22 protein-coding genes are annotated in these 25,240 nt (G+C 63.6%); 13 read left to right on the top strand and 9 right to left on the bottom strand.

Going from position 1 to position 25,240, the window contains the following annotated elements:
• Positions 1 to 51: 51 nt before the first annotated feature.
• Entirely contained in the window at positions 52 to 993 is a 942-nt protein-coding gene (locus AC1RRC_RS23735; RefSeq protein ID WP_493058001.1) for a methyl-accepting chemotaxis protein, read from the top strand.
• Between the two features lie 164 nt (positions 994 to 1,157).
• Here the strand turns inward: AC1RRC_RS23735 and AC1RRC_RS23730 are convergent, their stop codons facing one another.
• From AC1RRC_RS23730 to AC1RRC_RS23720, 3 genes are read right to left on the bottom strand one after another with little or no spacing between them, the layout of a single operon-like run.
• On the bottom strand, positions 1,158 to 2,117 hold the full coding sequence (locus AC1RRC_RS23730) for a GGDEF domain-containing protein (RefSeq protein WP_493058000.1): 960 nt from the start codon (positions 2,115 to 2,117) through the stop codon (positions 1,158 to 1,160).
• A 5-nt stretch (positions 2,118 to 2,122) separates the two neighbouring features.
• Entirely contained in the window at positions 2,123 to 2,755 is a 633-nt protein-coding gene (locus AC1RRC_RS23725; protein ID WP_493057999.1) for a chemotaxis protein CheC, read from the bottom strand.
• Complete coding sequence (locus tag AC1RRC_RS23720; protein WP_493057998.1) at positions 2,752 to 3,126, bottom strand: response regulator; 375 nt, start codon at positions 3,124 to 3,126, stop codon at positions 2,752 to 2,754. Before AC1RRC_RS23720 ends, AC1RRC_RS23725 begins: the two co-directional genes overlap by 4 nt.
• A gap of 179 nt (positions 3,127 to 3,305) precedes the next feature.
• Here AC1RRC_RS23720 and rpiA point away from each other — a divergent pair, with 179 nt between their 5' ends.
• Together rpiA and AC1RRC_RS23710 are read left to right on the top strand one after the other, a co-directional pair.
• Positions 3,306 to 3,980, top strand: a complete 675-nt coding sequence (rpiA, locus tag AC1RRC_RS23715; protein ID WP_493057997.1) for a ribose-5-phosphate isomerase RpiA — start codon at positions 3,306 to 3,308, stop codon at positions 3,978 to 3,980.
• Positions 3,981 to 4,030: 50 nt separating this feature from the next.
• Complete coding sequence (locus tag AC1RRC_RS23710; RefSeq protein WP_493057996.1) at positions 4,031 to 4,411, top strand: hypothetical protein; 381 nt, start codon at positions 4,031 to 4,033, stop codon at positions 4,409 to 4,411.
• 43 nt (positions 4,412 to 4,454) lie between these two features.
• Here the strand turns inward: AC1RRC_RS23710 and AC1RRC_RS23705 are convergent, their stop codons facing one another.
• Both AC1RRC_RS23705 and argA read right to left on the bottom strand, forming a co-directional pair.
• Positions 4,455 to 4,730, bottom strand: a complete 276-nt coding sequence (locus AC1RRC_RS23705) for an oxidative damage protection protein (protein ID WP_493057995.1) — start codon at positions 4,728 to 4,730, stop codon at positions 4,455 to 4,457.
• A gap of 33 nt (positions 4,731 to 4,763) precedes the next feature.
• Positions 4,764 to 6,074 (bottom strand): amino-acid N-acetyltransferase, encoded by a 1,311-nt coding sequence (argA, locus tag AC1RRC_RS23700; RefSeq protein ID WP_493057994.1) that lies wholly within the window; start codon positions 6,072 to 6,074, stop codon positions 4,764 to 4,766.
• A gap of 54 nt (positions 6,075 to 6,128) precedes the next feature.
• Here argA and hrpA point away from each other — a divergent pair, with 54 nt between their 5' ends.
• Positions 6,129 to 10,496, top strand: coding sequence for an ATP-dependent RNA helicase HrpA (gene hrpA, locus AC1RRC_RS23695; protein WP_493057993.1), 4,368 nt, complete (start codon positions 6,129 to 6,131; stop codon positions 10,494 to 10,496).
• A 154-nt stretch (positions 10,497 to 10,650) separates the two neighbouring features.
• On the opposite strand, the gene AC1RRC_RS23690 is transcribed toward hrpA, so the two are convergent.
• The gene (locus tag AC1RRC_RS23690) at positions 10,651 to 10,872 is read right to left on the bottom strand and encodes a hypothetical protein (RefSeq protein ID WP_493057992.1); all 222 of its coding nucleotides are present in this window, start codon (positions 10,870 to 10,872) and stop codon (positions 10,651 to 10,653) included.
• Positions 10,873 to 10,962: 90 nt separating this feature from the next.
• On the opposite strand from AC1RRC_RS23690, the gene AC1RRC_RS23685 reads away from it, so the two are divergent.
• Positions 10,963 to 12,069: an extracellular catalytic domain type 1 short-chain-length polyhydroxyalkanoate depolymerase gene (locus tag AC1RRC_RS23685; protein ID WP_493057991.1), complete on the top strand. Its 1,107-nt coding sequence runs from the start codon at positions 10,963 to 10,965 to the stop codon at positions 12,067 to 12,069.
• Positions 12,070 to 12,130: 61 nt separating this feature from the next.
• Here the strand turns inward: AC1RRC_RS23685 and AC1RRC_RS23680 are convergent, their stop codons facing one another.
• Positions 12,131 to 13,381, bottom strand: a complete 1,251-nt coding sequence (locus AC1RRC_RS23680; RefSeq protein WP_493057990.1) for a putative Na+/H+ antiporter — start codon at positions 13,379 to 13,381, stop codon at positions 12,131 to 12,133.
• A gap of 105 nt (positions 13,382 to 13,486) precedes the next feature.
• On the opposite strand from AC1RRC_RS23680, the gene imuA reads away from it, so the two are divergent.
• From imuA to AC1RRC_RS23665, 3 genes are read left to right on the top strand one after another with little or no spacing between them, the layout of a single operon-like run.
• Positions 13,487 to 14,200 carry a translesion DNA synthesis-associated protein ImuA gene (gene imuA / locus AC1RRC_RS23675; protein WP_493057989.1) on the top strand — a complete coding sequence of 238 codons (714 nt, stop codon included), beginning with the start codon at positions 13,487 to 13,489 and terminating at the stop codon, positions 14,198 to 14,200.
• Positions 14,127 to 15,587, top strand: a complete 1,461-nt coding sequence (locus tag AC1RRC_RS23670) for a Y-family DNA polymerase (RefSeq protein WP_493057988.1) — start codon at positions 14,127 to 14,129, stop codon at positions 15,585 to 15,587. The genes imuA and AC1RRC_RS23670 overlap by 74 nt, the downstream gene beginning before the upstream one ends.
• Before the next feature lie 22 nt (positions 15,588 to 15,609).
• Positions 15,610 to 16,371, top strand: coding sequence for an alpha/beta hydrolase family protein (locus tag AC1RRC_RS23665; RefSeq protein WP_493057987.1), 762 nt, complete (start codon positions 15,610 to 15,612; stop codon positions 16,369 to 16,371).
• 37 nt (positions 16,372 to 16,408) lie between these two features.
• Here the strand turns inward: AC1RRC_RS23665 and AC1RRC_RS23660 are convergent, their stop codons facing one another.
• Positions 16,409 to 17,353: a sensor domain-containing diguanylate cyclase gene (locus AC1RRC_RS23660; RefSeq protein WP_493057986.1), complete on the bottom strand. Its 945-nt coding sequence runs from the start codon at positions 17,351 to 17,353 to the stop codon at positions 16,409 to 16,411.
• A 78-nt stretch (positions 17,354 to 17,431) separates the two neighbouring features.
• The gene (locus AC1RRC_RS23655; protein ID WP_493057985.1) at positions 17,432 to 19,336 is read right to left on the bottom strand and encodes a M61 family metallopeptidase; all 1,905 of its coding nucleotides are present in this window, start codon (positions 19,334 to 19,336) and stop codon (positions 17,432 to 17,434) included.
• A 203-nt stretch (positions 19,337 to 19,539) separates the two neighbouring features.
• On the opposite strand from AC1RRC_RS23655, the gene AC1RRC_RS23650 reads away from it, so the two are divergent.
• From AC1RRC_RS23650 to coaD, 5 genes are all read left to right on the top strand, one after another.
• The gene (locus tag AC1RRC_RS23650; RefSeq protein WP_493057984.1) at positions 19,540 to 20,004 is read left to right on the top strand and encodes an Hsp20 family protein; all 465 of its coding nucleotides are present in this window, start codon (positions 19,540 to 19,542) and stop codon (positions 20,002 to 20,004) included.
• 259 nt (positions 20,005 to 20,263) lie between these two features.
• A complete protein-coding gene (locus AC1RRC_RS23645; RefSeq protein WP_493057983.1) occupies positions 20,264 to 21,769 on the top strand; it encodes a DegQ family serine endoprotease in 1,506 nt (501 codons plus the stop codon).
• Between the two features lie 109 nt (positions 21,770 to 21,878).
• Positions 21,879 to 22,538, top strand: a complete 660-nt coding sequence (locus AC1RRC_RS23640) for a response regulator (RefSeq protein ID WP_493057982.1) — start codon at positions 21,879 to 21,881, stop codon at positions 22,536 to 22,538.
• A 12-nt stretch (positions 22,539 to 22,550) separates the two neighbouring features.
• A complete protein-coding gene (locus AC1RRC_RS23635; protein ID WP_493057981.1) occupies positions 22,551 to 23,891 on the top strand; it encodes an ATP-binding protein in 1,341 nt (446 codons plus the stop codon).
• Between the two features lie 55 nt (positions 23,892 to 23,946).
• The gene (gene coaD, locus AC1RRC_RS23630; RefSeq protein WP_493057980.1) at positions 23,947 to 25,116 is read left to right on the top strand and encodes a pantetheine-phosphate adenylyltransferase; all 1,170 of its coding nucleotides are present in this window, start codon (positions 23,947 to 23,949) and stop codon (positions 25,114 to 25,116) included.
• Positions 25,117 to 25,240 lie beyond the last annotated feature (124 nt).

Here is a 25,240-nt window from a genome sequence, read left to right as displayed (position 1 = left end):
TACCTAGGCAATTTATTCACTGGCCGCAAAACACCGGCTGCCGATCATTCCATGCAGGATTATCTGGCCAGCCGCCAGCAATTCGGCGAGCAAATGGTGTCGGTCTGGGATGCGCATTTGCAATCGTCGCGTTCGCAGATGGAAGACGCGGTGTGCGACCTGACCGCGCGCTTTTCCTCCATCGTCGACCGCCTGGACACGGCGCTGTCCGCGTCGGGCGGCGACGATCAAGGGCTGGTGGCGGTGTTTGCCAACAGTGAAAAGGAATTGGGCGAAGTGCTGGCGCTGCTGAAAAGCACCGCGGCCAGCAAGGCGGCCATGCTGGAGAAGGTGCAGCAGTTGCAGGCATTTACCGCGCCGCTGCAGGCCATGGCGACGGAAGTGGCCAGCATCGCGTGGCATACCAATTTGCTGGCGCTCAATGCCGCGATTGAAGCGGCCCGCGCGGGTGAGGCGGGACGGGGTTTTGCGGTGGTGGCGCGCGAAGTGCGTTCGCTGTCGGCCAAGTCGGCGGAAACCGGTAAAAGCATTTCACAGCAGGTGGCGCAAATCAGCAGCGCCATCGACGCCACTTGCAAGGCGGCCAATCAATCGATGCAGCAGGAACAGCAATCGATGCAGGCGTCGGAAAACACGATTGGTTCCGTGTTGGCCAACTTCCAGGATGTGGCGGGCGCCTTGCAGCAATCGTCGCAATTGCTGCAATCGGAAAGCCGTGGCATCAAGGATGAGGTGGCGCAGGCGCTGGTGCAGCTGCAATTCCAGGACCGCGTGAGCCAAATCCTGTCCCATGTGCAGCACAATATCCGCAGCATGCCGGATGTGTTGCGTGACCATTCCGGCCAGTGCGCGGCGCGCCCGGCCGCCTTGCCGCAGCTCGATGCGGCGCCGCTGCTGGCGGCGCTGGCCAGTACCTATGCGATGGCGGAGGAGCGGGCCGTGCATACCGGCGAGGTGGTGGAAGCGGCAGCGGATGAGGTGACGTTTTTCTAGCGCCTCGGGGACGTTTGAACTCCGTAGGGCGGGTTTTACAAACCCGCCATGCGTGCGTCGTGTTGTTGCTTGCGCTGGTGGCGATGCTGGCATGGTGGCTTCCGCTGCGCGGAATCCACCCTACGGAATGACGCCTGTGGCATGTGGTGACGTAGTGGCCGGGTTCAGGCCGGGGCGGTAACGTGCGCCTGCACGCAATTGCGGCCGGCGCGCTTGGCGGCATACAGCGCGCGGTCGGCGGCGTTGATCAGGCCGGGCACGTCGTACTGGTCGGCCGCGCTCATGGTGGCGATGCCGACACTGACCGTCACCAGCCGGCCCGGGGATTGATCATGCGGCAGGTCCAGCGCGATCACGCGGGCCCGCACGGTTTCGGCCAGCATGTGCGCGGCCTGGGCATCCGTGTCGGGCAGGATGATGACGAATTCCTCGCCACCATAACGCGCCAGCAAATCCGTTGAACGCTGCAGCATGCCGGACAGGGCGCTGGCCACCTGGATCAGGCACTGGTCGCCCTGCTGGTGGCCGTAATGGTCGTTATACGGTTTGAAGTGGTCGATGTCGATCATCAGGAGGGACAGGGCATTGCCATAGCGCTTGGCGCGCCGCAATTCCTTGTCGATCGCCACGTCGAAGTGGCGCCGGTTGGCGATGCCCGTCAAGCCGTCCGAGAAAGTTTGCGAACGCAGCACCATGGCCTGGTCGCGCAACAGTTTTTCGCGGCCGACCGCGATGCTGACGTCGCTGATCTGGATCAGGCAGTGGCGTCCGGCGCCGGCCACGTCCACCGGTGTCACGGCCAGCGCCTGCTGCATGCGTTCATCGCGGCTGCGGGCGGCCGCATCGGCATACAGGGGAAACGGCGACTTGTTCAGGGTTTGCGACAGGACCGACGGGAAATTGCTGCGCAGCGCTTGCGCGATGGCGGAGTCGATCCGCTTGCCGCGCAAGTCTTCATGCAGGCTGAAAAAGTCGCGGCCGACGGTTTCGCTGGCCGGCACGCCCGTATAGCGCTCCATCCAGCGGTTCCACAGTACAATGCGGCAATCGCCGTCGACGACAATGGCGCCGAGGTTGACGGCGGCCAGTACCCCCTCCAGCAGGCCTGCGCGGTTCGCATCCATGCTCATCAACCCTGGCCCATTACTTTGTCGAGGTACAGGTTGATCTGCTCCTTCAAGTCGTGCAGCGCCGACACATCGAGGATAAAGGCGACGTAGCCGTGGATCTGGTGCATTTCGAGAATGAAGTCGATGTGCAGCATCAGCACCACGGAATCCGCCGCGCTGCCGGACGCGCTGAGGATTTCTTCGCTGGTGCCCACGTGGTACACCGGCAGCGAACCTTGCAATTCGCGCTGGAACAGGTTGGCCAGGGTGCCGACGCAGGAATTGAGGATGATGTTGCCGATCTCGCTCATCGCCTCCTGTTCCATTTCCGTCAGCTCGGCCAGTGGCACGGATTCGCCCACCATCAGGCGCACGATTTCCAGGCTTTTATCTTCCGGGAACATCAGGATGGCTTCGGTCTGGAACGCGCCTTCATAGTGCTGGCTGACGCCGCAGATGCGCTGCAACTGGTCCAGTTTGTTTTTGCCGCCCAACAGCATGGCGGCTTCCGCACGGTTCAGGAAGCTGATCGACGGCACCGACATCGTGACTTCTTCATTGACGATGCCGCTCATCGACGCGGCCGCCTGGCCGACGCCGATGTTGAAAATTTCCACCAGCGCGTCGTGCTGCAGCTCGTTCAGTGTGATCATGGCTGCGCTTCCAGCGGTGCGATCAGCTGGGCAATGCGGGCCTCGGTAATCGGTTTTTCCATGAACCCGATGCCCAGTTCCGTGGCCCGGTTGCGGGTGGCGGTCTGGACGTTGGCAGTCAGCAGGGAAATGTGGGCAGCCGGCAGCAATTTGCGCATTTGCTCGGCGGCGGCCAGGCCGCCCATGCCGGGCATGTTCACGTCCATCAACACCAGTTTCGGCGTGAAGGTTTTGACCTTTTCCAGCGCATCTTCGCCGGTGCCGGCTTCTTCGATGATCCAGTCGGCGTGCATGCTGAGGATGTACTGGCGTGCCATCAGGCGCGAGACACGGCTGTCATCGACTATCAATACGTTTTGGGGGGACTCCATGAGCGATCCTGGAAGGGGCTTGGGTCCAGCCATTTTCGCATACCGCACCGGTTTGCGGCAAAGCAGGAAAGTCAAAAAATGGCTTGCCCGTTGGTAATTTGGCGCGGGGAAGGCGGGCGGGGAAAGCGATCCGGTAAAATAGCGGCATTTTCCCGCCTTTTAATTTACTTTTTAGCATCATGACCCAAGACGAACTGAAACAAGCCGTAGCCCGTGCCGCCATTACCTATGTGGAAGGCGACATCATCGGTGTTGGTACCGGCTCGACCGCCAATTTCTTCATCGATGAATTGGCCAAGATCAAGGACCGCTTCAAAGGGACGGTCGCCTCGTCCGAAGCCACCGCGGCGCGCCTGCGCGGCCACGGCATCGCCGTGCTGGACTTGAACGACGTTCCTGAGATCGCCGTGTACATCGACGGCGCCGATGAAATCAATGCGGCCGGCGCCATGATCAAGGGCGGCGGCGCGGCGCTGACGCGTGAAAAAATCGTGGCTTCCGTGTCGAAGAAATTCATCTGCATCGCCGACGGTTCCAAGCTGGTGGAAACCCTCGGCAAATTCCCGCTGCCGGTCGAAGTGCTGCCGATGGCGTGCAACGCGGTGGCGCGCCAACTGGCGCAATTGGGCGGCCAGCCGAAGCTGCGCCTGAAAGCCGGCACCAATGAGGCGTTCGTGACCGACAATGGCGGTAACATCCTGGACGTGGCTGGCCTGGCCATCACCGACCCGGTGGCGCTGGAAGCGCAAATCAACCAGATCGTCGGCGTGATCGCGGTCGGCCTGTTTGCCGCGCGTGGCGCCAATGTCTGCCTGCTGGGCACGTCCGAAGGCGTGCGTACGCTCGCTTACTGATAAGCTGATAAGCTGTCCGGGCCGGGTGTCCGGTCCCTCTGGAGGCATCAATGAAACGTTGGGTATCGCTGTTGTTGCCGCTGCTGGCGGCGTGTTCCAGTATGCCGTTTGGCCAGAGTAACGAGCAGGAGGCCGAAGCGGCGCGGCGCGCCGCGTCGGTCCGGAAAGTGGCGCCGTCCGACGTTGCGGACGATGGCAGCAAGCGCGTGGCCATCGGCGGCGTGGAAATCGTGCGGGTGGAGTTCAGGCCCGGCGTGTCATCGGCCACGGTGGAAAGCCTGGCCAAGCAGGCGGGGTGCACCGGTGGCCCCGGCGCGGGGCTGGTGACGGAAGCGGGGCCCGTGGAAATGTACCGCATGGCGTGCGGCGATGGCCGGGTCTTGCTGGCGCGCTGCGAATTGCGGCAGTGCCGGACGGTCTCGGTAAAGTAAAAAAGCGCCCGGTTGGGCGCTTTTGTATTGATGCTGGACCGGCTTACTCGGCTGGCGGCGGCACGTAGCCGGCGGCGGCATCGGCGCCTTCGCCGAAGAAATGTTTTTCCATTTGCGCGGCCAGGTATTTGCGGGCGCGCTGGTCGGCCAGGTTCAGGCGGTTTTCATTGACCAGCATGGTCTGGTGCTTGAGCCAGGCGGCCCAGGCTTCCTTCGACACGGACAGGTAAATACGCTTGCCCAGTTCGCCCGGGTACGGCGGGAAGTCCATGCCTTCGGCTTCCTTGTTGAGTTTGATGCAATGGACGGTACGGGCCATCTTGGTACTCCTGATGCGGTGGTAAAAATAAGATTATAAGGTCTTAATCAAAACCTGGGACCGGCGCTGCCAGTTGTACATGCGCTGGCGGTCTTTCGGCAGGGCGTCGACGGTGGCCGGGACGAAGCCGCGCTTGATGAACCAGTGCGCGGTGCGGGTGGTCAGCACGAACAGCTGTTTCAGGCCAAGCGCGCGCGCACGGTTTTCCATGTGCTTCAAAATACGTTCGCCGTCGCCTTGCGCCTGTACTTCGGGATTGACGGTCAGGCATGCCATTTCCGCCATTTTTTGTTCCGGGAATGGATACAGCGCGGCGCAACCGAAAATCACGCCATCGTGTTCGATGACGGAGAACAGGTCGATTTCGCGCTCGATCAGTTCGCGGCCGCGCTTGACGAGGGTGCCGTCGGCTTCCAGCGGTTCGATCAGTTTAATGATGCCGCCCACGTCTTCAATGGTGGCCTGGCGCAGGCTTTCCAGGTTTTCGTGGGAAATCATGGTGCCGACGCCATCGTGGGTGAACAGTTCCAGCAGCGCGGAACCATCCATCTCGAACGGCACGATGTGGGCGCGGGGCACGCCGTGTTGGCAAGCCTTGATGCAGTGTTTCAGGTAAAACGCGGTGGCTTCCGGCAGGAAGTTCGCCATCAGCACGGCTTCGGCCTGGTGCGACGACAGTTCGCGGATTTCCCGGCCCGTGACGTCCGTCATCAGCGGCGTTTCGCTGATGAAGACGATTTTGTCGGCGTGCAGCGAGATCGCGGCCGTGACGGCGACGTCTTCCATGGTCAGGTTGAAGGCTTCGCCGGTCGGCGAGAAACCCAGCGGCGACAGCAACACCAGGCCGCCCGCGCCCAGCAAGGCGTGGATGGTTTCCGCATCGACCTTACGGGTGATGCCGGTCAGTTCCAGGTCGACGCCGTCGATGACGCCCATCGGGCGGGCCGTGACGAAGTTGCCGGAAATGATGTGGATGGCCGCGTGCGCCATGGGCGTGTTGGGCAAACCCTGGCTGAACGCGGCTTCGATATCGAGGCGCAGTTCGCCGGCGGCTTCCTTGGCGCATTCCAGCGCGGCGGTGTCGGTGATGCGCACGCCGTTGGTGAAGCGGCCTTCGACGTTACGCAGCGCCAGCTGTTCGGCCACTTGCGGACGGGAGCCGTGCACCACGACCACCTTGATGCCAAGCGCGTGCAACAGCGACAAATCATGCGCCAGCACAGGCAACGCGCCCGCCGACACCAGCTCACCGGGGAAGGCAATGACGAAGGTTTTGCCACGGAATGCGTGGATATAGGGCGCGACAGAGCGCAGCCATTGGACGAATTGGGTAGGGTTTTCCATTGGCCGCATTATAATTCGGTGCGCGATGTTCGCGCGCAATACATGTAAAAAACAATGTCAGAAGCCAGCAAGAAGTCTCCCGTTTCCCCGCAAACTCCCGCCAGCGTACCGCGTGCGCCACAACCGGGGCGCCAGCCGCGCGCCGAAGGGCAGGGCCGCCCCGCAGCCACTGAGCGCGCGCCGCAGCAGGCCGGCGCCGCGCAGGCGGCACGCCCGGAAAGCGGGCAGCCGCGCCGTGCGCCCCGCCCGGAAGGCGAACATCAGCAGCGTGCGCCCCGCCCGGAAGGCGAACACCAGCAACGTGCGCCGCGCCCGGAGGGGAAGCAACAGCGGCGTGCGCAGCGTCCGGAGGGCGAACAGCAGCGCCGTGCTCCGCAGCCGGAAGGGGGGGCGCCGCGCCAGGATGGCGGCCGTACTGACACCCGCCGTGGCGATGGCCAGGAGCGCCGCCAGCGTCCGCCAAGGGAAACGCCGGAGCAGGTCGCCGCCCGTGAAGCGGAGGCCGCGTTCCGCAATCCGATCCCGCCGATCACGTTCCCGGAAGACTTGCCGGTTTCCGGCCGCCGCCATGAAATCGCCGAAGCCCTGTTAAACAACCAGGTCGTCATCGTTTCCGGTGAAACGGGTTCCGGTAAAACCACGCAGTTGCCGAAAATTTGCCTGGAACTGGGCCGTGGCCGCAAGGGTGTGATTGGCCATACGCAGCCGCGCCGGATCGCGGCATCCTCGACCGCCAAGCGCATTGCGCAGGAACTGGGCACGCCGCTGGGCGAAACCGTCGGCTTCAAGGTGCGCTTTGCCGATACGCTGACCAAGGGCGCCGCCGTCAAACTGATGACGGACGGTATCTTGCTGGCGGAAACCCAGACCGATCCGCTGCTGAAAGCCTACGACACCATCATCATCGACGAGGCGCACGAACGCAGCCTGAACATCGATTTCCTGCTGGGCTACCTGAAGCAGCTGTTGCCGCGCCGGCCGGATTTGAAAATCATCATCACGTCCGCCACCATCGACGCCGACCGCTTCGCGCGCCATTTCGGCACGCCGGAAAAGCCGGCGCCCGTGATCGAAGTGTCGGGCCGCCTGTACGCGGTGGAAGTGCGCTACCGTCCCGTCGACCGCGACGTGGTGCCGATGAACCAGCAGCAAACGGATGCCCGCCCGCAAGCGCGCGCCGCCGCCGCGGAGCGCGACAAGCGCGACTTGATGGACGCCATTGTCGATGGCGTCGATGAAGTGTGCCGTCTCGGCCAGGGCGACGTGCTGGTGTTCCTGCCGGGCGAACGGGAAATCCGCGACGCGGCCGAAGCGCTGCGCAAGCACCACCCGCCGCACGTGGAAATCCTGCCGCTGTTTGCCCGCCTGTCGGTGGAAGAACAGGACCGCGTGTTCCGCACCACCAATGCGCGCCGCATCGTGCTGGCCACCAACGTGGCGGAAACCTCGTTGACGGTGCCGGGCATCCGCTACGTGGTCGATACCGGTCTGGCGCGTGTAAAACGCTACAGCTACCGCAACAAGGTCGAGCAATTGCAGATCGAGCCGGTGGCGCAATCGGCGGCCAACCAGCGCGCCGGCCGTTGCGGCCGCGTGGCCGATGGCGTCTGTATCCGCCTGTATGACGAACAGGATTTCATCCAGCGTCCGAAATTCACGGACCCGGAAATCCTGCGCTCGTCGCTGGCTTCCGTCATCCTGCGCATGAAGACGCTGCACCTGGCGGACGTGGAAACCTTCCCGTTCATCGAACCGCCGCTGGCGCGCGCGATTGCCGACGGTTACCAGCTGCTGCAGGAACTGGGCGCGGTCGATGAATACAACCAGATCACGGCGCTGGGCCGCAAGCTGGCCAAGCTGCCGCTGGACCCGCGCGTGGGCCGCATGATCCTGGCCGGACTCGATAACGCGTCGCTGACGGAAGTGCTGATCGTGGCGGCCGCGCTGTCGTCGCAAGACCCGCGCGACCGGCCGGTTGAACACCAGCAGGCGGCTGATGAAGCGCACAAGAAATTCGCCGATGAAAAATCCGAATTCCTCAGCTACCTGAAAATGTGGAAGTGGTTCGAGAACGCCATCGAACACAAGAAAACCAACCGCCAATTGCAAGACAATTGCCGCGCGAATTTCCTGTCGCAGCTGCGCCTGCGCGAATGGCGCGATGTGCATTCGCAATTGCTGACCATCGTGAAAGAGCAGGGCTGGCGCTTGAACGAAGCCCCGGCCACCTACGACAACCTGCACCTGGCCTTGCTGACCGGTTTGCTGGGCAACGTCGGCTTCAAGGGCGAGGACGAGCCGGGCGCCGGTTTCCTCGGTGCGCGCGGCATCCGTTTCCACGTCTGGCCGGGTTCGCACCTGTCGAAAAAGCCCGGTAAATGGATCATGGCGGCCGAGCTGGTGGAAACCACCCGTTTGTATGCGCGCTGCGTGGCGAAGATCGAGCCGGAATGGCTGGAAAAAGTCGGCGCGCACCTGCTGAAAAAATCCTGGGGCGAGCCGCGCTGGGAAAAGCGCACGGCCCAGGTCACGGCGTCCGAGCGCGCCACCCTGTATGGCCTGGTGGTGTACAGCCAGCGCCGCATCAATTACGGCGCGCACAACCCGGAAGAAGCGCGTGAAATCTTTATCCGCGATGCGCTGGTGGGCGGCGATTTCGATACCCGCGCGCCGTTCTTTGCGCACAACCACAAGCTGGTCAAGGAGATTGAAAACCTCGAACACAAATCGCGCCGCATCGATGTGCTGGTGGACGATGAATTGATCGCCGCGTTTTACGACAAGCTCATTCCCGCCGACGTGGTCAATGGCGCCGCGTTTGAGAAATGGCACAAGGACGCCACGCGCGACAATCCGAAGCTGCTGTACCTGGTGCGCGATGAATTGATGCGGCACGAGGCGGCCGGCGTGACGACCGACCTGTTCCCGAAAACCATGCTGGCGGCCGGCCTGGAAATGGCGCTGACGTACCACTTCGAACCGGGCAGCGTGCGCGATGGCGTGACCCTGGCGGTGCCGCTGTATGCGTTGAACCAGCTGTCGCGCGAACGGTGCGAGTGGCTGGTGCCGGGCATGCTGAAAGAGAAGGTGCATTTGCTGCTGAAATCCCTGCCGCAAAAACTGCGCCGCCATTGCGTACCGCTGCCGGATTACGCGGCGAAGTTCTGCGAGCGGGTGCAGGCATCCCATGCTTTCGGCAAGGGCGATTTGATTGACGCCATCATTGCCGATATCCGCCAGCAAATCACCATCACGCCGTTGACGTCCGACTTCAAGCCGGAAACGCTGCCTGCCCATCACTTCATGAATTTCAAGGTGATCGACGAGCATGGGCGCCAGCTGGACATGGGGCGCAACCTGGCGACACTGCAGGCGGAATATGGCATGCAGGCGCGCCAGAGTTTCCAGAAGATGGCGGAAACCACCGTACCTTCCGGTGTGCAGCACAAGGCGGGGGCGGCAGGCCAGGCGGAACCGCTGAAGGCGCATGGCGGTATCCACGGCGGTGCGCTGCCGAAAGGCGGCAATGCGCCGGCGGCGGCACAGGCGGCATCGCCGCAGCCGCCGTCAGCGCACACCAATATCACCAGCTGGACCTTCGGCGAATTGCCGGAACTGCTGGAAATCACGCAAGGCAAGCTGACCCTGATCGGCTTCCCTGCGCTGGTCGATAAAGGGACGCACTGCGACTTGGAAGTGTTCGATGATCCGTCGGTGGCGGAGCGCACGCACCGCACCGGCTTGCGCCGTTTGTTCGCGCTGCAGATGAAGGACCAGATCAAGTTCATTGAAAAGAGCATCCCGAACCTGCAGCAAATGGGGATGCAGTTCATGGCCATGGGCACGCAGGAAGAATTGCGCGACCAGATCATCAACAAGGCGCTGGATATCGCGTGTTTGCAAGACCCGCTGCCGGCCGACGCGGCTTCGTTCACCAAGCGCAAGGATGAAGGCAAGTCGCGCCTGGTGTTGCTGGTCAATGAAGTGGCGCGCCTGTTGTCGCAAGTGCTGACGGAGTACCACGGCTTGCCGAAGCGCCTGCAAAACCTCAATGCGCAAGTGGCGTCCGACATGCAGCAGCAATTGCAGGGCCTGGTGCACAAGCGCTTCCTGCTCGACACCGAGTACAGCCAGCTGGCGCACTTCCCGCGCTACATCAAGGCCATGAACGTGCGGCTGGAAAAGCTGCGTGGCGACCCGGCGCGCGATGCCAAGCTGATGGCGGAGTGGCAAGCGGCCGCCGCGCCATACCAGCGCCTGATGCGCGACAAATCAGCGGGCCGCAATACCGATCCGAAACTGGTGGAATTCCGCTGGATGCTGGAAGAGTTGCGCGTGTCGCTGTTTGCCCAGGAATTGAGGACGCCGATGCCGGTGTCGGCCAAGCGCCTGCAAAAGGTGTGGGAATCCATGCAGCGGTAATGGGCCACTGACGGGGCCGCTGAAGGGACTGCGGAAGGGACTGCGGAAGGGACTTTCCAGGCCCTGCGCACAGGGTACGTGCCGGGTGCGCGGCAGGGCTGCCGGTGCAGTCCCATTGCCCGGCACCCTGTTTTTCCGCGCGTGGAACAGGGGTTCAGTAATTGCCGCCGCCACCCTGGCGGTTGCCGCGCGCAGGACCGCGCTCGTTGCTGATCGTGTAGGGATCGCCTTCACTGCCGGCGCCGGACAGGCTGCCCTGCTGAATCGACGCATTATCCTGGCGGCTGCTTTGCCGCGACAGGTGCGCATCCAGGCGCGGGCAATCTTGCGTGTCTTTGGTCTGGTTCTTGTGTTTCTTGCGGGTCTTTGAACTCATCTTGCTCTCCTTGTGGGGTGCGCCAGCGCACGGAGCGGGGTGGTGGATGCCGTTATATTGCAGTGCAACACAACGACCTTTGGAGATGCCATGGCCAAGCCTGCCCCCGGTATACGCTTGCTGCGCAGCCTGACCCGTGCCGCGAAAACGCAGCAAAAAATGGTGTCCAGGCTGCTGGCTGTACCAAAACCGAAGGCACAGCCTAAGCCTAAACGACCAGCGGCGGCGCTCCGTAGCCCGGCGGCATTGGAATTACGCAAGCATGAACGCAAGGAAGCGCCGAGTGCGCCCGGCAAGTGGCTGACCGCCCATATTGCACTGCCGCAATCACCGGGCCAGGCGCCGGGGCGGCGCCTGGCGTACTGGCTGTATTTGCCGGACCGGCCCGCGCCCGCCAAGGGCTGGCCGCTGATCGTCATGCTGCATGGCTGTCACCAGAGCGCGACGCAATTTGCGCAGGGCACGCGCATGAACCTGGTGGCGGAACACAAGGGCTATGCCGTGCTGTACCCGCAGCAACTGGTGAGTGCGCAGGCGCAGCGCTGCTGGCGCTGGTACGACGCGGCCACCCAGCAAGGCGGCGGCGACACGGCGCTGCTGGCCGGGCTGGTGGCGAAAGTGTCGGCCCAGTATGGCGTCGACATGCGCCGCATTTATGCGTGCGGTTTGTCGGCAGGGGCGGGCATGGCGGCGGTGCTGGCGCTGAACCATCCGGAATTGATTGCGGCCGTGGGCTTGCACTCCGGCCCCGTGTTTGGCGCGGGACATACACCGGCTGGCGCGCTGCAGGTGATGCGGCACGGCGCGCTGGGGCATGCCGATGCGATCCACGGCGTGTTACGTGGCCGCGCGGACTTTCCCGCCATGCCGGCGCTGCTGATGCAGGGCGAAGAAGACCATGTGGTGCGGCCCGTGAACCAGCAACAGTTGACGCGGCAGTGGCTGTTGCTGAACGGCTTGCCGCTGTCCACCCGCGCCACTGTCACCAGCAAGGAGGCGACCCGCAGCGGCAGCCGCCATGCCCATACGGTGCGCGACTATGCGTCGGGCCGGAAAGTGGTGCTGCGGGTGGCCAGCATTGCGGGCCTGGGCCATGCGTGGAGCGGCGGCGATCCGGAAGTGCACTTCCATGCGGCGCCGGGGCCCGATGCGAGCCGCATGATGGCGGCGTTTTTCGCGCTGCACCGGCGCGGGTGAGACGGCTGCGCCGGTGCCCGGCGCCCAGGGGCCCCGCTGGCAGAGTCTGCGTCCCCGGCGCTCACAGCAGGAACATGGCAATCGCCACGGCGGTCGGCGCCAGCGCCCCCAGCAGCAAACCGGTGGCGCCGATCGCGCCATCGCGGAAGCCCGCCTTCAGCAGCGCGGCCCCGGCCGGGTTGGGCGCGTTGGCGATCACGGTCAGGCCGCCGCCCGCCACGGCGCCCGCCACCAGCATGTATTGCGCCTGCGGTGTGATGCCATCGACCAGCGAACCGAGATAGGTCAGCGCGGCATTGTCGGTAATGGCGGTCAGCGCCACGGCGCCAAAGAACAGCGCCAGCGGTTCCAGTTTCGTGATGACCGGTTGCAGCCACCATTGCTGCATGCCGCCCAAGACCACCAGGCCGGCCAGGAAAAAGCCGACCAGCAAGCCTTCCTTGAGGATCAGCGGCTGCTGGTGGCGCTGGTAGGCATGGGCGAAGCCGAGGAACAGCAGGAAGATGCCGAGGAACAGCACCGGATGGTGCGCCAGCAGCACCACCAGCGCCAGCACGCCCAGGTGCACCAGGGTGACGGGCAGGGGCACCGGGTCCGGTCCCGCGCCGGCCTGGCTGGCGGCGGGCGGCTGCACATGGCGCCGCAGCAGGAACGTGATGGCGGTCGCGTTGACCAGCGTCGCGATTGCGGCTTTCCAGCCAAACTGCGACGCCATGAACGCGCTGTCCCAGTCCCAGGTGGCGGCCACCATCAGCACCGGCGGCGCGGCATAGGCGGTCAGGGTGCCGCCGATCGAGACATTCACGAACAGCACGCCCAGCGCGGCATATTTCAGCCACTCCGGCATGCCGTCGCGGAACACCAGCGGCGCCAGGGTCAGCGCCGCCAGGGTCATGGCGGCCGGCTCCGTCACCAGCGACCCGGCCAGCGGCACCACCGCCATGCCGAGCCACACCAGCGCCAGTTCGCCGCGCACCGGCGCCAGCCGCGCCAGCATCAGCAACAGGCGCTGCACGCATTCGAGCACGGGGCGCGACGCCGCCACCACCATGACGACAAACACGAACAGTGGTTCCGTGTACTGGCGCGATTCCGCATATGCGATCGCATTTTGCGGCCCGGCCATCAGGGCGATGGCGGCAATCAGGATCGCGGCCCAGAAGCCGAACACCACTTCCACTTCGCCCAGCAAGTGGAACAGCCCCGCGTGGCGCGGATGGCGGGAGGCCAGCAGGTCGAACGATTTGGCGGCGAAGGTGTGAATCAGGGCGAGGGCGAACAGGATGGCGCCGGTCAGTTGGAGTGCAGTCATGTGTTTATCTTACCGCAAGCGCAAGCGTGTACACCTTGCCAAAACCCCTTTTTCAAAGTACTGTATGTATATCCAGTATTTCTAATAAAAAGAAGGCCAGCCCTCATGCACAGTTCACCGCTCATCGCCGCGCCGGAAAGCCTGCATCCCGCCTTGTGGCGGGCGTCGCAACTGGCGCAAAGCGCGGTGCGCTGTCTCGATACCGGCTATGCGGCGCTGTCGGCCCAGTTGCCGGGCGGCGGCTGGCCGCTGGGGAGTTTGACGGAATTGATGTTGCAGCAGCCGGGCATCGGTGAAATCCGGCTGTTGCGGCCCGCATTGCAGCAGGCGGCGCAGCGTCCGGTGGTGTTGCTGGCGCCGCCGCAAATCCCGCAGGGGCTGGCGCTGGCCGCGCTGGGCTTGCCCCCGGGGCAGATGGTGTGGATCCGTAATACCGGTAAATCCGGCGATGCGCTGTGGGCGGCCGAACAGGTATTGCGCAGCGGCTGTTGCGGTGCGCTGCTGTTATGGCAGCAGCAAATCCGCAATGAAAACCTGCGCCGGCTGCACTTGGCGGCGCAGAGCGGCGATACGCTGTTTTGCCTGATGCGGCCGCTCGCTGCCGCGCAGGATGCATCGCCCGCGCCGCTGCGGCTGTCGCTGCGCACCGCCCCGGGCGGGCTGGCGATCAGCTTCATCAAACGCCGGGGACCGCAGCGCGATGCGCCGCTGTTCCTGCCCTTGCCACCTTCTTTGTTACAGCGTCATGCATCTGTGGATCGGCCTTTGCCTGTACCGGCTACCGCTCGAAGTGTTTTGCCCCACCTGGTCGGCGGATAGCTGCACGGCGGTACTGGAGCAGGAGGGGGTGCTGGCGGTGTCGCGCGCCGCCCATGCCGCCGGGGTGCGGGTGGGCATGCGGCGCGGCGGTGCGCTGCTGATGGCGCCGGACGTGCAATTGCACGAACGCTGCCTGTTGCGGGAGGCGGACGCCTTGCAGGCCACGGCGCTGGCGCTGCTGCGCTATACGCCGCAAGTGGCGCTGGCGGAAGAGGGCGTGCTGTTGCTCGACATCGGCGCCAGCCTGCGCCTGTTTGGCGGCATCCGCAAGCTGTGCGCGCTGGTGGCGGCCAGTGTGCGGACGCTGGGTTTTACCGCCTCGCTCAGTTGCGCCCCCACCGCGCAGGGCGCGTGGCTGCTGGCGCGCAGCCGCGGCGGACGATCTTTAACAATCCAATCACTGAGCCGCCGGCTGGCGCGCCTGCCGGCGTGGCTGCCGCCGCCGGCACGGCCATTCCGCACCTGGCTGGAAGGCATCGGTTGCCAGACGGTGGCCGAACTGCGGCGCCTGCCCCGTCCCGGCTTGCAGCGCCGCTGCGGCCGTGCGCTGCTCGATGTGCTGGACGCCGCGTATGGCGAGGCGCCGGAAATGCATACGTGGCTCGAACCGCCGCCGGAATTCAAGGCGGGACTGGAATTGTTCGACCGCATCGAGCATGCGGAAGCGCTGCTGCACGGCGCGCAGCGGCTGGTGCAGCAAATGACGGGCTGGCTGTGCGTGCACCATTACGCGGTCGAGCGTATTTGCCTGTTGCTGGACCATGAGCGCGGCCGGACCGCGTGTCCGCCCACCGCGATCGATATCGTGCTGGCCGAAGCGGTCTGGCGCGGCGACCATTTATTGCGCTTGCTGAAGGAGCGCCTGGGCCGCATCGAGTTGCCGGCCCCGGTGATCGGCCTGCGGCTCGAAGCGCTGCAAGTGCAGGCGATGGCGCCGCTGACGGACACCTTGTTTCCCGAACCGGGCGGCACCAGCACCGACCGCGAGCGCCTGTTTGAATTGCTGGTGGCGCGGCTGGGGGCGGACAATGTGCTGCGTGCGGCGCCGCTGGCCGATTACCGGCCGGACCGTGCCAATGCCTGGCAACCGGTGCAGGACAAGCAGCGCCCGCTGGAGCAGCGCCTGCCGCCGCACAGCCTGCCCCGTCCCGTATGGCTGCTGCCCAAGCCGGTGGCGCTGCTCATGCGCGACCACCGGCCGTTTTATATTTCTCCGCTGCGGCTGGTGTCCGGCGCGGAACGCATCGAGGCGGGCTGGTGGAATACCACGCAGGTGCGCGATTATTTCATCGCCGAAGGCAGCGACCATGCGCATTACTGGATTTTCCGCGAACGTTCGGGAGAGGAGGGGGAACTGCGCTGGTATTTACATGGCCTGTTTGGCTAAGGTCTTTTGGTAAACTGGAGGAATGCGAACCAAACGACACGACTTCCCCGGCGCCCACGGCCACCAGTTGGCGGCGCGCCTCGATGCCCCCGATGGCGAACCGCGCGCCTACGCGCTGTATGCGCACTGCTTCACTTGCGGCAAGGACGTGCTGGCCGCACGGCGCATTGCGCAGGAATTGACGGAACACGGCATTGCCGTGCTGCGCTTTGATTTCACCGGTATCGGCGCCAGCGGCGGCGATTTCGCCGACACGAATTTTTCCACCAATGTCGATGACTTGCTGGTGGCGGCCGATTACCTGCGCACGCACTTCACGGCGCCGCAATTGTTGATCGGCCACAGCCTGGGCGGCACCGCCATGCTGGCGGCGGCCGAACATCTGCCGGAAGCCAAAGCCGTGGTGACGATCGCTTCGCCCGGCCACCCGGCCTTTGCCACCAGCACGTTCAGCGAACACCTGGAACGCATTGCCGAAGAAGGGGAAGCCCATGTGGAACTGGCCGGACGGCCGTTCCGCATCCGCCAGCAATTCGTTAATGATGCGGGCACGCACAGCCTGCGCGACAAGATTGCCGGCTTGCGCAAGGCGCTGCTGGTCATGCATGCCCCCGGCGACGATACCGTGCCGCTCAGCCATGCGATGGAGATCTTTGTGCCGGCCAAACACCCGAAAAGTTTTGTCTCGCTCGATGATGCCGATCACTTGCTGACGCGGCGCGAAGATACCGCGTATGTGGCGGACGTGATTGCCGCGTGGAGCCGGCGCTACCTGGACCAGTAAGGCCGCAGCCAGCGGTCGGGTTGCAATCACGTTGCGCTCAGGTTGAAACCCGGTTGCGCCCCTGGTGCTTGGCACGGTACAGCGCCTGGTCCGCCAGTTCATACAGCGCTTCCTTGTCCTGCGCCTCGCCGGGACGCAGGAAGGCGGCGCCGCTCGACAGCGTGACGATTCCGCTGGGCGGATTGTCCTGGTGGTCCAGCGCGCAGGCGGCCATCGCCACATGGATTTGCCGCGCCAGCGCCAGGCATTCCTCTTCGCCGCTGGCGGAAAACAGGCACGCGAATTCATCGCCGCCGATGCGGAAGCACAGGTCGCCGCCCCGGTTCAAGGTGTCGCGCATGCAGGACGCCACGGCTTTCAACACGGCGTCACCCTGTGGATGGCCGTAATGGTCGTTGTATTCCTTGAAGCGGTCGACATCGAGCAGCAGCAGGCACAGCAGGCGGTTATCGCGCAGCGCCCGCATTTGCTCTTCATGGAAACGCATGTTGAAGTAGCGCCGGTTTTTCAAGCCGGTCAGCTCGTCCGTCACACTGTCGTTTTCCGCTTGCCGGGCCGCCGTGACGTCGGTCGATATCGCGCAGGTGCCCACCACGCCATCGTCCCCGTCAAACAGCGGGAACTTGATGGTCTGGTAGGTGTGCAGCGTCTTGTCGCGGTGGTAGACGGTTTCCTCCTCCCGGATGGCGCGCCGTTCCTGTGCGGCGCGGCGGTCGTTGCGCCACAGCTGCGCGGCGATTTCGGCCGGGAACAGGTCGAACACATTGGCGCCGATAAAGGTGGCGGGATCGTAGCCGTCGAGGATATCGAAGTGGCGGTTGGCCATCGTCACGCAGCCCTGCAAATCCTTGGTGGAGATCAGGACGGGAGCGTGATCGAGCACGGCCTGGAAGGTCCGTACCTGCTGGCGCAGTGCGTCGAGTTCACTTCGCAGGAGGGCGTTTTCTTCCAGTAGCAGTAATTCGGTGGTGGGCGCATCCATACAGGTTCGCAGTCGGCAAGTTACTTTTAGTATAACCGCTGCCGCCCTGCGGGATGCGCCTGGTGTTGCAGGCTGGCCTTACTTCACCGGTGCCAGGATCGCCTGCAGGCGATCCGGGGTGTCGGCAAGGCGCTCCAGGCGCGGATACTTCAAGCCGCCATGGTAATCGAGCAGGATGGTGCGGTACTTGCTGCCCTTCTTGACCAGCAATTCGATCGGCTTGTTCGACGTCTTGGCCGCCGTGATGGAGGCGCGCAGCCCTTCCGCCTTGTAGGCGGCGCCATTGACGGCCAGGATCGTGGTGCCGCCGCCCAGGCCGGCCTGGAAACCGAGGCCTTCCCATTGCAGGCTTTCGACCTTGCCTTCGCTGCTGACGGAGAAGCCCAGCGAATACTGGAAGTCGGCCGACTTGTTGCGCTCTTCCACGCCCTTCAGGTACGGCGTCGGGGTGTCCGCATACACCAGCTTCCAGCCGGCGCGCGCCAGGCCGTCGAGCGGCGCCGGGCCGACAGTTTCCACACGGGTGCGCAGGAACGTGGCCCAGTCATATGGCTGGATCGCATTCAATGCTTTCACCACGTCGTCGAAGGTGTAGTGGTTGGCGACATAACTGCCGTTTTCAATGCCAAAGAAATTGCGGGCGAAGTTGTCCAGCGATTTCGTATCGCCCGACAGTTCGCGAATCTTGGTATCGGCGTCGAGCCAGATCAGCGCGCCTTCATTGTAATAATCCTCGCTGCGCTGCCAGCTGGACCAGCCCAGCGGACGGCGGCCATTGATGATCGGGTCATACGTGGTGTCCTGCACCGGACGCCACGAACGGCCCCGCATGGCGTCGTAGCGGGCGGCCGTGGCGGCAATGATATCGCGCACGTTTTCCTGGCGGATCAGGCCGGAGCGTGCCGACAGCACATGGCCCCAATACTGGGTCTGGCCTTCGTACACCCACAGCAGGGTGTTTTGCAGCGGCGTATTGAAGTTCGGGACATTCTGGCCTGCGGGGCGGCGGAACTTGCCGTTCCACGAATGGGTGAATTCATGCGGCAGCAAGCCACGCACGGATTCCGCCTTGTTCCAGTCGGTGAAGTAATCGAGTTTGACGCCGTTTTCGCTGGACTGATGGTGTTCGCGGCCGATGCCGCCGAATTCTTCCGACAGCGCCAGCAGGAAATCGTAATGCGCATAGTGCTGCGAGTTGAACAGCTTGTACGCCTGCTGGATCAGTGCTCGGTGCAGTTCGATCTGTTCCGGCTTGGCTTCCACCGCCTCGGCGGTATCGGCAAACACGTTCAGGTGCACCGGCAGCCTGGCGCCGGGATCGAGATCATAGCGCTTGTGGTAGCGACCCGCGAACAAGGGCGAATCGACCAGCGTTTCCAGGTCCAGCGGCTTGAATTGCACGGTGTCACCCTTGCGCTCGGCGGTTTCCAGCGCGGTCGCATATTGCCATCCTTCCGGCAAGGTCAGGTTGGCCTGCACCTGGATCTTGCGGGTGGTGTAACCGGCCGGATACAGCGCCATCGAATGCCACTGCACGCCGAGGATTTCACTGGTGATGGTGGTACGGCCCTGGTTCGGTTCGGTTGGCGATAAATACTGGTATTCCGCTTCCACCGTCTTCGCATCGCGCGGCACCTCGATGTGGAACGCATGCACGTTGACCGGGTCGCGCGACCAGGCCAGCGGCTTGCCGTTGGCGCTCAGCTTCAGGCCGGCGAACTGGTTCAGCGGGCCGCTGGGACCGTGGTTGGCCGGCACCCATTGCGGATACAGCAAGGTCATCTTGCCGGCCTTGGCCGGAATGCTGGCCTTGATCCGGAAAATTTGCTGCGACGTGTTCGACGCATCGACGTTCAGCACGATGGCGCCTGGGTAGGGCTGGTCCAGCGGCGCGGGGAGGGTGTCGGCGGCGTGGCTGGAGAAGGCGGTGGCGGCCAGTACGGCCAGCACGAGGCGGCGTACGGCGGGGCGGAAAGGCGTCATGTAAGGGCAAAGCAGGGGATTTAAAGAGGTTTAGTGTAGCACGCAGGAAATTTTCTAATGTTTCGAAGTGTATGGAAAAAGACCGAAGAAAATTTGGAAAAAAAGCTCTTGAAACTGCGATTGGGTAGCCGTATATCGGACTCACCGGTTGCCCAGCAGGGGACCGGCGGACCTTATCGCTTAACTTTAAAAGGATATGAATCATGCGTACTTTTGACCTGACCCCACTGTATCGTTCCGCTATCGGCTTCGACCGCCTGGCACAAATGCTGAATGACGCCCAGCGCGGCGATGCGCAACCGAGCTACCCTCCGTACAACATCGAACTGGTGTCGGAAGACCAGTACCGTATCGTGATGGCGCTGGCCGGCTTCAGCCGTGCGGAAATCGACATTACGTCCGAGCGCGACACCTTGCTGGTGGTCGGCCGCAAACAGCGCGACGGCGTCGAGCGCACCTACCTGCACCGCGGCATTGCCGCCCGCGATTTCGAGCAGCGCTTCCAGCTGGCCAATCACGTGAAAGTCACCGGCGCCTCGTTTGACAACGGCATGCTGACCATCGAACTGGTGCGCGAAATTCCGGAAGCCCTGAAGCCGCGCAAGATCGCCATCGATGGCGTGGAAGCGTCCAACGTGACCACCATCGAACAGCGCCAGGCCGCCTGATTGAACTAACCTGACCTGAACCGCCGCGCAGTGTGCACTGCGCGGTGACAGCATCGCAACATGGCCGGCTTTTGCCGGCCTTTGTCTTTATTCGCAGGCGCCGGGCCTTTATTTAGACAGGGTACCGCATCTGAGTTGTCAATCCTGCATCGCAAATGGCATGCTGGCAGAACGCCACAATTGGACAAAGTTAAGCGATGTCTAAGTCTGTTGCCTCATATTGGAGTCATCGAAATTCCTTCTATCCAGGAGAGCAGCAATGCACAATCAACCTGTTTCCAAAACGATCAAGCGTGGTGTTCTGGCCCTGGCCGTGCTCGGTGCCTTGGGCGCAGGCGGAGCCGTCGTGGTGCAACAGAATCATGCGGCAGCGGTGGCGGCCACCGCCCCGGCAGCAGGGACGGCAGCGGCAGCCCAAGTGCCGGCCGGCGTTCCCGTCGCGGCGCCAATGATTTCCATGCCCGACTTCAGCGTGATCGCTGAACGCAATGGCCCGGCGGTCGTCAATATCAGCGTCACCGGCACCACCAAAACCGCCGGCTACGACCGCGGCCGCGACCAGTTCGGCGACGATCCGTTCTATGAATTCTTCCGCCGCTTCCAGCAGGGACAGCAGCGTGGCGAACGTCCGATGCCTTCGCATGGCGTCGGTTCTGGCTTCATCATCAGCGCCGATGGCGTGATCCTCACCAATGCGCACGTGGTGCGCGACGCCAGCGAAGTGACGGTCAAACTGACCGACCGCCGCGAATACCGCGCCAAGGTGCTGGGTTCCGACCCGAAAACCGACGTGGCCGTGCTGAAGATCGAAGCGAAAAACCTGCCGGTGGTGCCACTGGGCCGCACTTCCGACCTCAAGGTTGGCGAGTGGGTGCTGGCGATCGGCTCGCCCTACGGCCTGGAAAGCACGGTCACGGCCGGTGTGGTCAGCGCCAAGGGCCGCTCGCTGCCGGACGACAGCTATGTGCCGTTCATCCAGACCGACGTGGCCGTCAACCCGGGCAACTCGGGTGGTCCGCTGTTCAATACGCGCGGCGAAGTGATCGGCATTAACTCGCAAATCTACAGCCAGACCGGCGGTTATCAGGGCTTGTCGTTCGCGATTCCGATCGACGTCGCCACCAAGATCAAGGACCAGATCGTCGCGACCGGTAAGGTGGCGCATGCGAAACTGGGCGTGTCGGTGCAGGAAGTGAACCAGAGCTTTGCCGATTCGTTCAACCTGGCCACGCCGGAAGGCGCGCTGGTGGCGAACGTCGAAGGGGGCGGCCCCGCCGACAAACTGGGCCTGAAAGCCGGCGACGTGATCCGCAAGGTCAATGGCCAGAAGATCGTTGCCTCGGCCGACTTGCCGGCCATTGTCGGCCTGGCGCTGCCGGGCGACAAGGTCAACCTGGAAGTCTGGCGCCAGGGCAAATCCATTGAATTGAACGGCAAGCTGGGCAATGCCGCCGACCGCGTGGCCGACGTGGCCCGCGCCGGCGACGGCGCGGCCGGCAAGGTGAAACTGGGCCTGGCGCTGCGTCCGCTGGACCCGGTCGAGAAACGCCAGTCCGGCATCCAGTCCGGCCTGCTGGTGGAACAGGCTTCCGGCGCCGCCGCCTTTGCCGGGGTCGAGCCGGGCGACGTGCTGTTGTCGGTCAATGGCCGTCCCGTCAATTCGCTGGAACAGGTGCGCGACTTGATGGCGAAGTCGGAAAAGTCGGTCGCCTTGCTGATTCAGCGCGGCGATGACAAAATCTTCATTCCGGTGCGGATCGGTTAATTAATCGGTTAATTAAGAATACGGGTGCCGGGTCTTCAGGCCGGGCATCCTCAAGTTTGATATTGGGTGCAGGGCCTTCAGGCCGGGCATCCTCATAATAAGGAATACCATGCGGCTCTTGCTGGTGGAAGATGACACGATGATCGGCGAAGTGGTGCTTGACCTGTTGCGGGCCGAGCACTACGCCGTCGACTGGGTCAAGGATGGCGACATGGCCGACACGGCGCTGCAAACCCAAACCTATGACCTCGTGTTGCTGGACCTGGGCTTACCCCGCAAAGATGGCCTGGAAGTGTTGCGCTCGATGCGCTTGCGCAAGGAATTGACGCCGGTGCTGGTGGCCACGGCGCGCGATGCGGTTGACCAGCGTATCGCCGGCCTGGATGCGGGCGCAGACGATTACGTGTTGAAACCGTACGACCTCGATGAATTGCTGGCCCGCATCCGCGCGCTGCTGCGCCGTTCGGCCGGCCGCGCGGAACCCGTGTTCGAACACAAAGGCGTGTCGGTCAATCCGCAAACCCGCGAAGTGATTGCCAATGGCCAGCCGGTGAACTTGTCGGCGCGCGAATGGGCCGTGCTGGAAGCGCTGATTGCGCGTCCCGGCATCGTGCTGTCGCGCGCCCAGCTCGAAGAAAAACTGTACAGCTGGAAGGATGAAGTCAACAGCAATGCGGTGGAAGTGTATATCCACGGCTTGCGCAAAAAGCTGGGCAGTGAGTTGATCCAGAACGTGCGGGGCCTGGGTTACATGGTGCCGAAGAATTGACGAAATAAGCTAATGAAACTGCCTGTATCGATGCCGGTCACGCATTCGCTGCGTGGCCGCTTGCTGTGGTTTTTATTGGCGGCCATTGTGCTGGCGGCCATGGCGCAAGCCGTGATTGCCTACCGCAGCGCCCGCAGCGATGCGGATGAAATCTTCGATTACCACATGCAGCAAATGGCGCTGTCGCTGCGCTCCGGCGCGCCGATGGCCAACCAATATGGCCGTGGCGGCGACCTCGATAACGACGACATGGTGGTGCAAGTCTGGACGCCGGACGGGGTGCAGGTATTCCGTTCGCTGTCGCGTGCGGAATTGCCGCAGCGCGCCGTGCTGGGCTTTTCCAATGTGCGCGTGCGCGGCGCCACCTACCGCGTCTTTTCCATCCAGACCAATAACCAGACCGTACAAATTGCGCAAGACATGAAAGTGCGCCAGCGCATGGCCGGGGCATTGGCGCTGCGCACCGTGGCGCCGATCGCCATGATGGCGCCGCTGCTGATGCTGGTGGTGTGGTGGGTGGTCAGCGGTTCGCTGGCGCCGGTGTCGCGCGTGCGAACCCAGGTCGCGGCGCGCCGGGCCGATGATTTGTCGCCGGTCTCGGAAGCAGGCTTGCCCGATGAAGTGCAGCCACTGGTCCAGGAATTGAACCTGCTGTTTGACCGCGTAAAAACCGCGTTCGATGCGCAGCAGCATTTCGTGGCCGATGCGGCGCATGAATTGCGCACGCCGCTGGCCGCCTTGAAATTGCAGGCGCTGAGCCTGGAGCGGGCCGACAGCGCGGAGGCGCGCAGTGTGGCGGTGGGGCGGCTGACGGCGGGCATCGAACGGGCCACGCGGCTGGTGGAACAATTGCTGGTGCTGGCGCGGCAGGAAGCCGGCAGCGAATTGAAAAAAGACGACGTCAACCTGGGCGATCTGGCGCGCCGCACGCTGGGCGACTTGGCCGGTATTGCGCAAACCCGTGGCATCGACCTGGGTTTGCACCATGCGGACGATGCGGTAGTGGCGGGGCAGGGCGATGCGTTGCTGATCCTGTTGCGCAACCTGGTCGACAACGCCATCAAGTACACGCCGTCCGGCGGCACGGTCGATGTCGAAGTGCGCCAGCACCAGGGTAAGGCCGTGCTGTGCGTGGACGACAGCGGTCCCGGTATTCCGGCCGAAGAACGGGAGCGCGTGTTCAGCCGCTTTTACCGCGTACCGGGCAGCCCGGCCGGCGGCAGCGGCCTGGGCCTGGCCATCATCAAGGCCATCGCGGAACGCCATGGCGCCACCTTGATCCTGGACCAGTCGGCGCGGCTGGGCGGCTTGCAGGTGCGGGTGGAATTTCCCGCTGTCACAACCAATTCATAATAGTTGCGCCCGCTCACGCTAGAATGGCGGTTTTGATACCGTCAGCGGAGCAGGCATGAAAAAAATCGGCTTTTCGGGCACCCTGGACCCGATCACCAACGGCCACATGTGGGTGATCGGCGAAGCCCGTTCCATCGCGGATGACGTGGTGGTGTTCCTGTCCGAAAATTCGACCAAACAGCCCAAGTTTTCCGCCGAACAGCGCAAGGAAATCGTGTTGCGCAGCTGCGCCGAGCGGGGCTGGAATAACGTGCAGGTGATGATCGTGAAAAGCGATTACACGGCGCGCGTGGCCAAGCGGCACGGTGTCGATTACCTGATCCGCGGCATCCGCACCACGGCGGACTTCGATTATGAAAACCTGATCCAGCAAACCAACGTCGATGTGATTGGCGGCGCCAAGACCGTGTTTGTCATGCCGCCGCGCGATCTCGGTTCCGTCAGTTCCAGTTTCGTCAAGGCGCTGGAGGGACCGGTGGGGTGGAACTGGACCATGAAAAAGTTCGTGCCCGGCCCGGCTTACCACGCGTGGATCCTGAGCTGGCTGCGCAAGGAATGGGATGCACTGTGGCAATACAGCCAGGCCCCGGTCGAGGTGCGGGCGCGCGCCGACACGTGGTTCCTGCGCATTACCGGCGGCGACGCTTATGGCGGCCATGACCGTCACTACCATAACCTGGATCACCTGGTGCACGGCCTGGCGGAAATCCGCACGTGGAGCGCCAATGTCGGCCCCAGCCGGCATGATACCGACCTGGTCCGCGCGGCGTTCTGGTTCCACGACCTGCACTATGTGCATGGCGATGGCCCGGCCGCCGATGGCGAATTGTCGAATGAAGAGCACAGCGCGCAATTGTGGCTGGGCAGCGGCCTGGGCGACGGCAAACAAGCCGGTTTCTCGGAAGGCGTGGCGGCGCTGATCCGCGCCACCGACCATTTCCAGGGCCCGGCGATCACGCACCCGCTGAAGGAAACCATGCTCAGCGTGGACCTGGCCATCCTGGGCCAGGATGAAGAGGTGTATCGCCATTACGCGCAAGGCATCCGCCATGAATACAGCCATGTGCCGGATGAAACCTATCCGGTGCTGCGCGGCCAGGTGTTGACGTACCTGCGCCAGAAGGCGGAAGCGGGCACCCTGTTCGGCGATCCCTTCTTTGCCGAGCAATACAATGGGCTGGCGATGGCCAATATGACGTGGGAACTGCAGCAGCTGGGGCAGTAGTGAGGCGGCAAGAAATGCCTGGTTGAAATAGCTTGCGGCATGGATGCAACGTTATGGAAATAACGCCAGGAATTGGCGCAATGCCGGATTGCGCAGCCGCACGATTGACTCCTATACTGAATCT

It is taken from the genome of Pseudoduganella sp. GW821-FHT12E03, assembly GCF_058807115.1.
This window is presented reverse-complemented; position numbering and strand designations above follow the sequence as displayed.